Genomic DNA, 13,198 nt, shown 5'->3' on the forward strand with positions numbered 1-13,198 from the left:
TCGGGGCAGGGGGAGTGCAATCGCTGCGTCGCTGCGGGCCGGGCGGACCCTTGCGTATTAAGATACGCGGCGGTCCCGCCCGGCCCTTGCTCCTTGCGCTTGCGCTCCCCCAGCCCCGAAACCAATTCTCGCACTGAAACAAGGCAAAGAAAGAAGCAGACCCTTGTGTATTGAGATACGCGGCGGCCCCGCCCGGCCCTTGCTCCTTGCGCTTGCGCTCCCCCAGCCCCGAAACCAATTCTCGCACTGAAACAAGGCAAAGAAAGAAGCAGACCCTTGTGTATTGAGATACGCGGCGGCCCCGCCCGGCCCTTGCTCCTTGCGCTTGCGCTCCCCCAGCCCCGAAACCAAATCACGCACTGAAACAAGGCAAAGAAAGAAGCAGACCCTTGTGTATTGAGATACGCGGCGGCCCCGCCCGGCCCTTGCTCCTTGCGCTTGCGCTCCCCCAGCCCCGAAACCAAATCACGCACTGAAACAAGGCAAAGAAAGAAGCAGACCCTTGTGTATTGAGATACGCGGCGGCCCCACCCGGTCCTTGCTCCTTGCGCTTGCGCTCCCCCTGCCCCGAAACCAAATCACGCACTGAAACAAGGCAAAGGAAGAAGCAGCCCCTTGCGTATTGAAAGACGCGGCTTAACTGCACAATGCCCGATACTACGACGCACACTGATAGCCCCACAAAAAAAATGAGAACGGGATCCAAAAAACGCTTGCCAACGGAGTGGCCCGCAGCTATAAGCCTCTTCGCCCTGATCGTGCCGAAGTGGTGGAATTGGTAGACACGCTAGGTTCAGGGTCTAGTGCGGGTTCCCGCGTGGAGGTTCGAGTCCTCTCTTCGGCACCACGATAGAAACAGGCCCCGGTCGTCATGACCGGGGCCTTTTCATTTGCGGATCAAAGGTGTCGCTCCAGGCATGGGGTGGACACAGCCTCGGCTTTCCTCTAATTATTCAGACAGTTCGCCCAAAAGACTAAACCGAGGAAAGGCATGCGCCGAAACTGGATAATCATCTGCGGAGCCATACGCGACCTGGACGCGTTTCTCCCCACATTGGCAACAGCCTGCGGGCTGCATGCGCAGGGTGCCGTGGAGGGAGTGATCCTGACCACGTGGAACGGCGAAATCGACGCACACCAGGGATTGCGGAAGCGGCTGGCAGGGCTGCCCGTCACCGTGGCCGAGACGCAGGACCCGGGCAGCAACGCGTGGGGCAACTTCGCCCGCCAGCTAAAGCACCTGCGCCTCGCCCTGGAGCTCTGTCCGGATGACGCATACGTGTTCAAGACGCGCACGGACAAATCCCGGCTGGGAGAACTGAACCTCGACCTGTTCAAAACCGACCTCACCCCGGACCGGGAGCGCTACCCAGGCTTCCCGGACCTCTTCCGGGAACGCATCGTCGTTCAGCACTGTTTCCCGCTGGGCCCACTATATATATCTGATATGAACTACTACGGGCGCAAGGATGACCTCGAGACCCTGATCAGCCTTTGCGACCCGATGCGCCCGCGCGTGAGCTGCATGGGCACTTGGGCTCCGGAAATGCGCCTGTTCGGCACCCCCTTCCTGAGCCGCTTTCCAATCCTGGAGGCGTTCTACCGCAGGGCGCACTCGCCCATGAGTTACAGCCCCGGCACCACGGACAAATCCGCCAACAAGGTCATGACCCGAGAGCAGATCGACTACAGCAAGCAGGTCATAGCCTTCTTCCTGACCCACCCCTTTTCCCGTGCCGCGCTCATGACCTGGTGGACGATTCTTGACCGATATTTCCTGCTCGGCCTGACTCGTGGCGAAACCGGACCGGAGGCAGCAGGCCGTCACTGCGAGGCCGTGGCCGCCGCGTCCATTGGCGACCTCTTCGACCCGACGCTTTCCTCTGCCTTCGGCGTGCGCTCCTACGGCGACCCGCCCAACTTCTATACTCGCGCCCTAAGCCACCACTGGCTTGACGGTTTCGTCAAGGAGACATGGCCCTCGGACGCTCTCTTCAAGCGGCTGCACGCCACCTTTGATGAAGTCCGCGATTACGCGTTCCATCAGGCCTTTTCAGATACTCTCGCCTTCCCGAGTCACCGGGCAGAATCCTTTGCGGACGGACTTGAACGCCTGACAGGCGAACGGGAAATCTTCGCAACGGTAAGCGGTCCTGACCGATAGCGCCCCTCAGCGCCCTAAAATATCACTAACCTGTTGACATACGGATACCATACAGGTATCCAGTCTTTCCCTGAATCGTGCCGAAGTGGTGGAATTGGTAGACACGCTAGGTTCAGGGTCTAGTGCGGGTTCCCGCGTGGAGGTTCGAGTCCTCTCTTCGGCACCACGAAATCAAAGGGCCTTGGTCAATAGACCAAGGCCCTTTTCTCTACCCCTTCATCTCATTCCATACTTTCTAGGTATGATAATTATACCCATTTTACCCTATTGGTATAATACCAAATAATAACAATAAGTTGACACGATGTTTTGTTCGTAATAGGCATAATGCGTTTCGAGGGTGAACCGTCAGCGCATCCCACCTGCACTGATACGGCCTACTTGGGAGGGTGACCGTATCAACTGACTGTTCTTCCCTACACCAGTCATTGAGGAGAAATCGGATGAAACCCTGCACGCTGCTGCTCTGTCTAGGGCTCTTCCTGGCCTTGTCCGCGCTTCCGGTCATGGCCCAGGATACTGAAATGAAAACGGATGAAGCTCCCGCCGAGTATACGCTGGGCGAAGTCGTGGTCAGCGATACGACCAGCGCACTGGAGAACTCCACAACGGTGACGGTCATCACCGCCGAGGAACTCAAGAACTCCGGCGCACGAACCTTGTCCGACGCCTTCAAGCTCGTCCCCGGCATCACCACCCGCACTGCCGCTGACGGCACCTGCCGCATCGACATTCGCGGCATGCGCACCCGTCAGGTCAAACTGCTGCTCAACGGTGTACCTTTTGGGTCCACCTATGACGGCCAGTTCGACCCCGACGCCATCCCGGTCGAAAACATCGCCCGCATCAAGATCACCCAGGGCGCCACGTCCGTGCTCTACGGCGACGGCGGCACCGCTGGCGTAATCGACATCATCACCAAGAAAGGCACCAAGGAGACCCACGGCAGCGTCGGCTTCCAGGCGGCCCAGAGCGACCTCTACAAGGTCCAGGGTTCCGTCTCCGGCGGCACCGATGATGTCGACTTCTACGCCGGCGCCAGCTACCTGACCCGCAACGCCTACCCGGTCTCCTACTACTTCGACCAGACCGCCAACCAGGATTCTCAACTGCGCAAGAATAGTGACCGCCAGCACACCAACGTCCTGGCCAACGTCACTTACAAGGCCAACGAGTCCACCAACCTTGGCGCCACCGTGAACTACTTCGACGGCTCCTACGGCAAGCCGCCCATCGTGTACGAAAAGGCCGCCGATTCCTATGCCAAGACACGCAAATACGAGCGAGTGGACAGCTACGACGGCATCGGCACCCAGTTGGCCATGGACCACGACTTCGATGGCCCCATCGATACCCGCCTGATGGTGTACGGAAATGTCCAGCACACAGAAGACAACATCTACGACGACGGCAACTACGACACGCAAAACAACAACAACTCCGCTAAACAGCGAAGCACCTCCACCACTCTGGGGCTAAACAACCAGTGGGGCTACGACTCCGACTACATGGGCCGCTACACCCTGGGCCTCATCGGCGAATATCAGAACTACCGCGAGACAGGCTTTTTGATCGGTACAGCAAACGATATAGTTGTGGAAAAGTCTGTCAAACTCTATACCGTAGCCCTGCAGGACGACATCACCCTGTTCGAGGATTTCCAGCTTTCCCTGGGACTCTCCGGCGTTGGGCAGAGCCGCTCCGAAAAGGACGCCAGCACCTACTCATACGTGGTGGCGGGCAACTACCAGATCGTGGAAGGCACCAACTTCAAGCTGTCCCACGCGCGCAAGGTCCGCTTCCCCTCCGTCAAAAACCTCTATGACTCCAGCGCAGGCGATGCCGAACTGGCCCATGAGACCACCTGGCATTACGAAGCAGGCCTGACCCAGGCTCTGCCCTGGGCCTCCACCGCCGAACTGACGGTCTTCCGCCTGGACGCCGACAACTACATTGAAAAGGGCGCCACCTTCTACGAGAACAACGACAAGTACCAGTTCCGCGGCGTGGAGTTCACTCTGAGCAGCCAGTTCATGGAAGGTCTGTCCACCAAGCTGGGCTACACCTTCATGGAGAGCGAAAACCTGTCCGACGACGCCACCTTCAGCGTCCTGCAGTATAGGCCCAAGCACAAGGCCACTGCCGAGGCGACCTACAAGACCACCTTCGGCACCACCCTGTTCGGCAGCTTCCGCTACCTGGGCGACCAGTTTGCCTTCAACCGGGCCGAGACCGATTACAAACGGATCCCGGACTACGCCATCGTGGATGTCAAGGTGTCCCAGGACATCACCAAGAACCTGTCGGCCTACGTGGGTGCGGACAACCTGACCGACACCGACTACTACGAATCATACGGATTCCCCAGGCCTGGCCGCTCTGTTTACACCGGCCTGGACTACACCTTCTAACTCGTCGAATGACGCCCGGATCGCATGTCGAACCACCTGCGTCTCAACGAACTTGAAGTACGCTTCAACGAAACGACACCGCCGGTTCTCTCCGGCGTGAATCTCTCGGTAAGGGCCGGCGAATGCCACTGCATCGCCGGCCCCACCGGGAGCGGCAAGTCCACCCTCCTGCGGGCCGTCGCGGGGCTCCTCCCTCCCGATGTCGGCTCAGGTAAAATCGAACTTTCCTCCCGACCCGGCGTGGTCTTCCAGAATCCCCGCACCCAGGTCCTCTTCGACCATGTGGGCAAGGAAACGGCCTTTGCCCTGGAGAATCAGGGCACGCCGCCCGACGCCATGCCGGAAAAGGTCACCCGCGCTCTGGCGCAGGCTGACCTGGACGTCCCGGCCCATACCCCAACCGCCATCCTCTCCATGGGCCGCCAGTATCGGTTGATCCTGGCGGGAGCGCTGGTCACCGAACCGGACCTCCTGCTCCTGGACGAACCCTGCGCCCAACTCGATCCGGAAGGATGTGCCGCCGTGGCCCGGGTCATCGGGCGTTTCAGGGACAAGGGCGGCGCCGTGCTCCTGTGCGAGCACGATCCGACCCCGCTCGCCGATCAGATCACTCACTGGTGGCGGATAGAAGACGCCGCGCTCCGCCCTTCGGGCCCGCCGGAAAACGGCTTCGCACCCGACAAGATCGAGGCAAACCAGAACAGCGGCACAACCGCGCTGCTGGATATCCGGAACGTCGGCCTGACGCTGGGAGACAAGACCATCTTTTCCGGCCTGGACCTGGCCATAGCACCAGGCGAGGCCATACACGTGGAAGGCCCCAACGGAACGGGCAAGTCCACCCTGACACGAATTATCTCCGGCTTTCTGAAGCCGGATTCAGGCTCGGTCGCCCTCTTTGGCAAGCCGGTGCAGCCCGCCGCCCTGCGGGGAAGAGTGGGCCTGGTGCTGCAAAGCCCGCTGAGCCAACTCTTCGAGGACACTGTGGAGCGGGAGCTCGTTTTTGCCGCCAGACGCAAGGGCCAGACTGACGCCGAGGACCGCGCCCGCGACATTGCCGGACGCCTCGGCATCGGCTCCCTGCTGGACCGCCCCCCGCACCTGCTCAGCTACGGAACCCAGCGCCTGGTCGCCCTGGGCGCCTGCCTGACCCAGGCACCGGACCTGCTCATTCTCGATGATCCGTTCGCCGGACTGGACAGACCGGCTCGCGATCGCATCCGGGAACTGCTCCGCGAAGAAAGGGAAAAGCGCGGCATGGCCGTGCTGGTCACCGGGCACAATCCGCCCTCACCGCTCCGTTTCGCCGATTTCTACACCAGGGAACTGCGCCTGGAAGGAGGCCGCCTTGCTGCCGTGGCGTGACGTGGCGGCGGAGACCCGCCTGCCCTTCCCTCCCTGGATCATGCTGATCCTCTGCCCGCTGCTCTCGTTGCTGGCCATCGTCTGGCACGGCCCGTGGTCCCTGCCGGTCCTAGCTGCGGTGGAGGGCGTCCTGCTCGTGCTCGCGCGCCCCGGCAAGAAGATGCTTCTGCGCCTGGCGCTGGCGGCCTTCTGGCAGACCGCCGTGATTACCGGACTCTACGTCCTGCGCTACGACATGAGCCAATGGCAGGGGGGCATGGATATCTCCTTCCGCCTGATCCTGGTCTTCGTGCCGGGCATGCTCACGGTGCGCCTGGTGCCGCCGTCCTCGCTGGAGAGGATTCTCGGCAGGATACTCCCGGGCAACCTCGCCTTCGTGGCCTCCTGCTGTCTCCGCTTCTTCCCACTGCTTCTGGACCGCATCCGCATCATCCACGAAGCCCAGGTCCTGCGGGGGGCCCGCGTGATGCCCAGGGAACTGCTCTCCCCGCGCAACTGGCCCGACGCCGTCATCTGCATCGGTTTCCCGGCCATCGTCCAATCCATCGAACTGGCCACGGAGATCGCGGACAGCGCCAAGGCCAGGGGATTCGAAATGCACGCCCGTCGCACGCTCTGGCCCCAGGACCTGAACCGGCAGCCCGCCAAGCCCGTCACTCCAACGGAGGCAAAACAATGACCCCTTCCCAGTCATCAACGGCCCTGCGAGACACCTTGCTCATGGGCTTCTGCGCCCTGTTCCTGCTGGGCACGAAAATGGTCCTGCGCCTCAACCTGGGCATTCCGGGCCATGCCATGTTCTTCACCGTTTTCTTTCTCATCCTGCCCCGGGCAGCCACCGGGAAAAAACTGGCAGCCACCGGCACGGGCCTGGCCGCCGGACTCGCTTCCATGCTCCTGGGCATGGGCAAGGGGGGCCCCCTGCTCCTGCTCAAGTTCCTCTTTCCCGCCCTCACCGTGGACCTGGCCTTCCTGCTCTTTCCCGGCCTGGGAGCATCCATGGCGTTCTGCGCCGTCACCGGCCTGCTGGCCGCCGCCACCCGCATCATCGGCGTGGCGGCAACGGACTACCTCGTGGGCATGGACACCGCCGTCCTCTTCGCCCACGCCTTCATCAAAACACTGAGCGGAGCGCTGTTCGGCGCGGCAGGCGGACTTGCCGCCGCCCCGGTCATCCGCAAACTCCGGGCACGGGGCCTGATCCCCGCGTCCCGATGATTTCGAGGTACCCATGCGTTACTATCTGTGCATCGACGACACCGACAACAAGGAGACCAAAGGCACCGGCTGGCTGGCGGAACAGGTCTGCAACGAGATGACCGCCCGGGGCATGGGCAGCTTCTCCTACATCAGCCGCCACCAGCTCTACGTGCACGAGGACGTCCCCTACACCTCGCACAACAGCTCCATGTGCGTGACCGTGGACGACTGCTCCTCTCCGCAGGCGATCATCGAACACGTCCAGCATTTCCTGGAGACCAAAGCCGCCCCCGGCTCCGACCCCGGACTCTGCCTGGTGGCCGAGGATATTGCCGCCGAGGCGCGCGAAAAGCTTATCCGCTTCGGAGAAGACGCCAAGTGCACAGTCCTGAACAAGGGGTTGGCCTACGGACTGGCCAGAGAGCTCGACGTCCACCTCACTGAGCACGGAGGCACCGGAGACGGCGTGGTCGGCGCACTGGCGGGCGTAGGCCTGCGCATGATGGGCAACGACGGCCGATACCGTGGATGGCATCACCTCGGCCCCGAGGACACCCCCATGGCCGCGAGCGAAATCGCCCGACTGTGCGCAGCGCACCATGTGGAGGACGAATCCGGTAACCGGCTCGACGACGACGTTCCGGTTTTGCTCAGGGAACGCATCAAGCGCATCCGCCGGGGCGGACACGCCGTGCTCCTGGCCACGGCCGAAATACAGGGCGGTCCCATGCAGCTCTTGCCCAAGGAAGCCTTGAAGGCGTATTGATAGCCCTTTCAACACCGCAACTCCGGACCGGGAGGTCTTCGTGAAACCCATCGCCACCGCCGCGAACCTGCTGCTCTGCCTGTGCCTGCTTATCGCATGCCCGGCGACAACGGCCCACGCGGTCGAGGGCGGTGACGTGCTCGCGGGTGAAGCCGGAGTGGCACGTTCGGCACGCGCTGCAGGCAAGGCCGGGGCCGAGGCCGAGCAATGGGAGACCGAACGGACCGCCCTCATGGACGAGGCCCGGCAACTGCTCTTCGACATCGAATCCACCCGGTTCGCAGCCGACCGTCAGGAGGCCTACATCGCCACCGAGCAGAAGACACTCAGGGATTTAACCGAACGACTGGACGCAGCCCGCGAGACACGTCAGGGGTTGGAGCCACTTATGGAGGGCGTGTACGACGCCCTGATTCGGGCCACTGACGCGGACCTCCCCTTTGCCGGCGACGAGCGGCAGACCAGGCTGGCCCTGTTGCGCAAGACCCTGGACGATCCGGACGCGGCCACCGGTGACAAGCTCGGACGACTGCTGGAGGCCCTGCGCATGGAGGCGGCATACGGCCAGGACGTAGAGGCCGAGGACGCGGTGGAGACCGTGGACGGCGCGCCCATGGCCCTGACCGTGCTGCGCGTGGGCAGGCTGGCGCTGGTGCGAATGCCCGCGTCGGGAGACTGGGTGGAACGGTACGACCGGAAGGCAGCAAAATGGGCACGCCTGGGAGACGAATCAGCCAGGGAAGTGACCAAGGCCATCCAGATCGCACGAAAGCGGCGGACCGCCGAGCTCGTCACCCTGCCCGTAGGCACCATCGGCGAACTGATGCCCGAAACGACGGAGGCGCAATGACCGGTCTCCGTCCTGTACTTGTACTCTTCATGCTTGTTTTACTGTCCCTGCCGCACCCGGCCGGGGCGGCCGAGTCCGCTTCTACCGGCGCGGCGGAGCGCCTGAATAAGCTGGCTGAGTCAATGGACGAACGCACTGCGGCCCTTGAACGAATGCTCTCCCTGGATCGGGCCGAACTCCGGGCCAGGGTAGCGGCCCTGCGCAAGACCATGGCCGACGAAACTGCCCGGCTGGACAAACGCACCGCCGAACTGGCGGCGTTGCGCAAGGAGCGCGAGGCCAAGGAGCGGCAATACGACGAAGCCGCCGCAGACATGCGCAGCGTGGAGGACGCCGTGCGGGCCAACGCCGCCCAGGCGCGCACCCTACTTGAAGACAGCGCGGTCACCTCCCTGCGTCCAGGCAGGCTGGCTCCCCTGGAACGGATTGCCGCATCCGAGGCCTTCCCCGGTCTCAATGAAATTTCATCATTGGCCGCCCTGCTGCTGGAGGAGATCCAACGCGGCGGCTCGGCGGAGACGCTGTCCGGCGATTTTCTCGGCCCGAATGGGCTCTCTCGCCACGGCACGCTGCTGCGGGGCGGAAGCCTGTTCCTCGGCGCGACCGATGGCAGCGACGCATTCCTGCTCAAGCCCGGCTCCACGCCGCCCACGGCGGTGGCGTCCACCCCGAGCGGAGCGGAGTCGGCCATCGCGGCCTGGGCCGAGCGAGATGGGAGCGAGCTCCCCCTTGACCCGGCCCACGGCGCGGCCCTCTCCCTGTTGCAGGCCCGACGCACCGTGGACGATTGGCTTCAGGGCGGCGGCATGCTCCTGTGGCCCATCCTGGCGGCGGGCCTTTTGGCCGGGCTGGCCATTGTCTACAAGTCAGTGCGTCTGCTGGCCCTTCGGCCCGCGCCCGTGGATTTCACAGCTTCCCTGAGGGCCGCGGTGGACAAAGGCGGGTGGCCCGACGTGGAGGAGCTGCTGCGCTCCATGCCGCGCGTTCCCGCTGCCAGAGTACTGCTCAAAACCGGGCCGGAAGCCGGAACCGAACTGCGGGACAAGCAACTCCAGGAAGGTTTCCTCACGGAGCTCCGCCGGATGGAGAGCCTGCTCGGCTTCATCGCGGTCATGGCCGCCGTGGCCCCGTTGCTCGGCCTGCTGGGCACGGTCACGGGCATGATCGATTCCTTCCAGGCCGTGACCATCTTCGGCACCTCCAACCCGCGAATCATGTCAGGCGGCATCAGCGAGGCGCTGATCACCACCCAGGCGGGCCTCGGCGTGGCCATTCCGGTCATGCTCCTGCACCATTTCCTCAAGCAACGAGTCCGGACCCTGGCAGGAGACATGGAGCAGCAATGCGCCGCCCTGCTCGCACTCCTGGCCGGAAGGAAGAGGAAGAGACATGCCTGACCTGATCCGCGCGGTGCTGGACTTCGCCGAAGCCGGAGGCGTAACCATGATCCCGCTGCTGCTCTGCTGCGTCGGCATGTGGTACTGCATCCTGCGGACATGGCTAGACATATTTCTCTCTCCGCAAACCGATGAAGCCCACCCGCTGGCCCTGGAATTCACCCACATGCGTTCGGGCAGGGAGCGAGTTGATTCCCGCCTGGCCGACAAGCTGGCGGAAGCCCAATGCTTCCCCTCCCGCCGCCGTCTGGCCATGGCCGGGGCCATGGCCTCCGCCGCTCCCCTGCTGGGGCTGTTCGGCACGGTCACGGGCATGATCGAGACCTTCGACAGCGTGGCCCGCTTCGGCATGGCCAACCCCAAGGCCCTGTCATCCGGCATCAGCACCGCCATGATTTCCACCCAGACAGGGCTTGCCGTGGCCGTCCCGGGCCTCATTGCCATCCACTTCCTGCGCGGGCGGGTGTTCCGAAAGCGGGAGCGGTTGGAAAGACTTGGGGCGACCCTGGTCAGGAGGAACGCGTCATGAGATCCATGCGCCGCATCCGGCAGGACGACCCAATCGACATCAACCTCGCGCCCATGGTGGACATGATCTTCATCCTGCTGATCTTTTTCATCGTAACCGCCAGCTTTGCTAAGGAGAGCGGCGTAGAGGTCCAGAGGCCCGTGGCCCGGACCGCCGAGCAGGCCGAAGATTCCGCAATGATCATCGGCGTCGCCGCCGACGGTGCTGTCTCGATTGAAGGGCAACGGGTGGACATCCGCGCTCTGGGCCCGCGCCTGGAAAGGTTCGTGGCCGGGCAGCCAGCCGGAGCCGCCATCGTGGTGGCCGACCGGGACTGCCCCACCGGCATCACTGTCCGCGTGCTGGACGCCTGCCGCTTGGCCGGAGTCCGATCCGTGAGCGTGGGAGCCCGGACCGTGGACGCGGCGGACGGAGCCACGGGAGGCCCGTGATGACCTGGAGAACGGTGGCCGCTTTGCTGGGCGCGGCGGGCATCACTCTTGCCGTCTGCCTGATTATCCCCATGCTCGGCACGGTCCGCCATGAACAGCCCCGCTTCGAAGAGCATGCTGTCCGGGTCGTCCCTCTCCCGCCGGAGACCAGGCAACGCAAGCCCGAAATCGCCACGGCCCCGTCCGGCAGGGTGGACCTGACCGCTCCCACTGTGCCCAGGACCATGGCCGTCCTGCCCGCGCCCTCGCTCCCGTCCGACATTGCCCTGCCCGCTTTGACCGGCCCTGAATCTCTCTCTCTGACCATGCCCTCGGCCCCGGCTCCGGGGCTGGCCGGACCAGGCATCGGCAAGCCGGGACTGCCCGCCTTTGACAAACCGCCGCAGCTGCTCACCCGGCTCGACCCCATCTACCCACTGGCCGCCAGAAGGAGCGGCACCGAAGGACAGGTGCTGGTCCGCGTCAAGGTGGACGAGAGCGGACATGTGATCGAGGCGGACGTGATCGAATCCGAGCCGGCCGGAGTCTTCGACGCCGCCGCACTGCACGCGATCCGTGGCTGGCGATTCTCTCCGGCCGAAAAGCAGGGCCAACCGGTGGCCGTGATCATCGACATCCCCATCCGCTTCACCCTGGACAAGCCATGACCCATACCTTGCCTTCATCACGCCTCTGCCATGGCCCGCTCCTGCTCCTGCTCGTGACAATGTTCTGCTGCCTGGTGCTTCCGACCAACGCCAATGCCGGGAAACGCAACACAGGTGAGGAACGCCTCTCGCCCCGCCAGTATGCGGCCATCGTGGACGCCAGAAATTTCCTCGACAAGGGCGAACCGGACAAGGCCATCAAGACCCTCCAACCGCAAGCCAAGACCAAACGCCCGCCCCGCATCATCCTCAGCCACCTGGGCTGGGCCCTGATCGAGACCGGTGACAAGCCCGGCGCGCTGGACGTTTACGCCGTGGCGGTGAAGCTCTATCCGGACGACCCGGAGGTCAGGCGCAACCTTGGCGTCCTGCTTCTGGAACTGGGCCGGTACAGCCAGGCGGCGGACGCCCTGGAGAAAGCGTACACGCTCCAGCCCGAAGACAAGCGCGACCCGGCCCTGCTGCTCCAGGCCGCATACGCCCTGACCGAAACCAAAAACTTCAAGCGGGCCCTCGGCCTGGCCGAACGCGCACTGAAGGCGGCCACCGAGCCGCCCCTGCCCTGGTTCAACCTGGCCGTGCACTGCTGCCTGCGGCTGCACAGGCAGGACAAGGCCCTCCATTTCGCCCGCAACGGAACCCGGCTCCACCCGCGCGAAGAGGCGGCCTGGACCCTCTACGCCCGCCTGCTAGCCAGAACTGGAGACCCCCTCGGCGGAGCGGCGGCCCTGGAGACAGCTCTGGCCCTGCGCGCAGGAGACGGCCGGGAACGCACGGCGGCCCTGTCCAAGGAAACCGCGACCCTCTACGCATTGGGGCATGCTCATGCCGAGGCCGCGAGGCACCTGGACGACGCCCCTGATCCGGGTTCACAACTCAGCGCCGCCGACCTGTACCGGAGGAACGGACGTAACAGGGAGGCCCTGGCCGCCTTGAATCGTTTCGAGGCCGCATCCCGCAAGGACACGACCGACGACCGGGCCGCGCACCTGCGTGCGGCGGTGCTGGGCGGCCGCATCCTGCTGGACATGAACCGGACGGAGGACGGAATTTCCCGCCTGCTGAAGGCTGCGGACAAAGCTGCGCCGAACGCGTCAAAGACAGAGCAGCGACTGCGCGGCACCGCGCTGCTCATGGCCGGTGAAGCGCGCTGGATGGAGCGAAAATGGCGGGATGCCGCCGCGATCTTCACCAAGCTTGCCACGGTGCCGGGCTTCGGCTCAACAGGCACCTCCCTGGCGGCGGGCATGCGCGCCCTGCTGCGGGAAGCGGCCATGGCACATGACGCCCCTGCGACACAACCGGCAATCCCCTCACCTTCAGAGTCATAACAGCCTGACACCCCTTGCCATCGGCAAAACGTTTCATTACGGTTCAAAGCGGGTTCATTATGACTCACCTCGGGCGCATTGATGCCCCAACCACCCGGAAACCGGAG

The 13,198-nt window shown here is 63.9% G+C and carries 12 protein-coding genes and 2 tRNA genes; all 14 read left to right on the forward strand.

Translation table 11 applies throughout. From position 1 onward, the window contains the following. The first annotated feature begins 760 nt into the window (after positions 1-760). The 14 genes from GM415_RS16880 (at position 761) to GM415_RS16945 (ending at position 13,091) form a co-directional block, all read left to right on the forward strand. A tRNA-Leu gene (locus GM415_RS16880) sits at positions 761-847 on the forward strand. A 144-nt stretch (positions 848-991) separates the two neighbouring features. Beyond that, positions 992-2,164 carry a hypothetical protein gene (locus GM415_RS16885; protein WP_158950257.1) on the forward strand — a complete coding sequence of 391 codons (1,173 nt, stop codon included), beginning with the start codon at positions 992-994 and terminating at the stop codon, positions 2,162-2,164. A gap of 79 nt (positions 2,165-2,243) precedes the next feature. After that, a tRNA-Leu gene (locus GM415_RS16890) sits at positions 2,244-2,330 on the forward strand. A 277-nt stretch (positions 2,331-2,607) separates the two neighbouring features. After that, positions 2,608-4,575, forward strand: a complete 1,968-nt coding sequence (locus GM415_RS16895) for a TonB-dependent receptor plug domain-containing protein (RefSeq protein ID WP_158950259.1) — start codon at positions 2,608-2,610, stop codon at positions 4,573-4,575. 24 nt (positions 4,576-4,599) lie between these two features. Continuing rightward, positions 4,600-5,940: an ABC transporter ATP-binding protein gene (locus GM415_RS16900; protein ID WP_158950261.1), complete on the forward strand. Its 1,341-nt coding sequence runs from the start codon at positions 4,600-4,602 to the stop codon at positions 5,938-5,940. Then, positions 5,924-6,619 (forward strand): energy-coupling factor transporter transmembrane component T family protein, encoded by a 696-nt coding sequence (locus GM415_RS16905; RefSeq protein WP_158950263.1) that lies wholly within the window; start codon positions 5,924-5,926, stop codon positions 6,617-6,619. The genes GM415_RS16900 and GM415_RS16905 overlap by 17 nt, the downstream gene beginning before the upstream one ends. Then, the gene (locus GM415_RS16910) at positions 6,616-7,158 is read left to right on the forward strand and encodes a hypothetical protein (protein WP_158950265.1); all 543 of its coding nucleotides are present in this window, start codon (positions 6,616-6,618) and stop codon (positions 7,156-7,158) included. The genes GM415_RS16905 and GM415_RS16910 overlap by 4 nt, the downstream gene beginning before the upstream one ends. A 13-nt stretch (positions 7,159-7,171) precedes the next feature. After that, positions 7,172-7,906 carry a hypothetical protein gene (locus tag GM415_RS16915; protein ID WP_158950267.1) on the forward strand — a complete coding sequence of 245 codons (735 nt, stop codon included), beginning with the start codon at positions 7,172-7,174 and terminating at the stop codon, positions 7,904-7,906. Positions 7,907-7,946: 40 nt separating this feature from the next. Beyond that, the gene (locus GM415_RS16920; protein WP_158950269.1) at positions 7,947-8,756 is read left to right on the forward strand and encodes a DUF3450 domain-containing protein; all 810 of its coding nucleotides are present in this window, start codon (positions 7,947-7,949) and stop codon (positions 8,754-8,756) included. Further along, on the forward strand, positions 8,753-10,153 hold the full coding sequence (locus GM415_RS18120; RefSeq protein ID WP_158950271.1) for a MotA/TolQ/ExbB proton channel family protein: 1,401 nt from the start codon (positions 8,753-8,755) through the stop codon (positions 10,151-10,153). Before GM415_RS16920 ends, GM415_RS18120 begins: the two co-directional genes overlap by 4 nt. Next, positions 10,146-10,682, forward strand: a complete 537-nt coding sequence (locus tag GM415_RS16930) for a MotA/TolQ/ExbB proton channel family protein (RefSeq protein ID WP_158950273.1) — start codon at positions 10,146-10,148, stop codon at positions 10,680-10,682. Before GM415_RS18120 ends, GM415_RS16930 begins: the two co-directional genes overlap by 8 nt. After that, positions 10,679-11,113, forward strand: coding sequence for an ExbD/TolR family protein (locus GM415_RS16935; protein ID WP_158950275.1), 435 nt, complete (start codon positions 10,679-10,681; stop codon positions 11,111-11,113). Before GM415_RS16930 ends, GM415_RS16935 begins: the two co-directional genes overlap by 4 nt. After that, on the forward strand, positions 11,113-11,760 hold the full coding sequence (locus GM415_RS16940; protein ID WP_158950276.1) for an energy transducer TonB: 648 nt from the start codon (positions 11,113-11,115) through the stop codon (positions 11,758-11,760). The genes GM415_RS16935 and GM415_RS16940 overlap by 1 nt, the downstream gene beginning before the upstream one ends. Beyond that, the gene (locus GM415_RS16945; protein ID WP_158950278.1) at positions 11,757-13,091 is read left to right on the forward strand and encodes a tetratricopeptide repeat protein; all 1,335 of its coding nucleotides are present in this window, start codon (positions 11,757-11,759) and stop codon (positions 13,089-13,091) included. The genes GM415_RS16940 and GM415_RS16945 overlap by 4 nt, the downstream gene beginning before the upstream one ends. Positions 13,092-13,198: the final 107 nt, after the last annotated feature.

This window comes from Pseudodesulfovibrio cashew, assembly GCF_009762795.1.
GTDB lineage: Bacteria > Desulfobacterota > Desulfovibrionia > Desulfovibrionales > Desulfovibrionaceae > Pseudodesulfovibrio > Pseudodesulfovibrio cashew.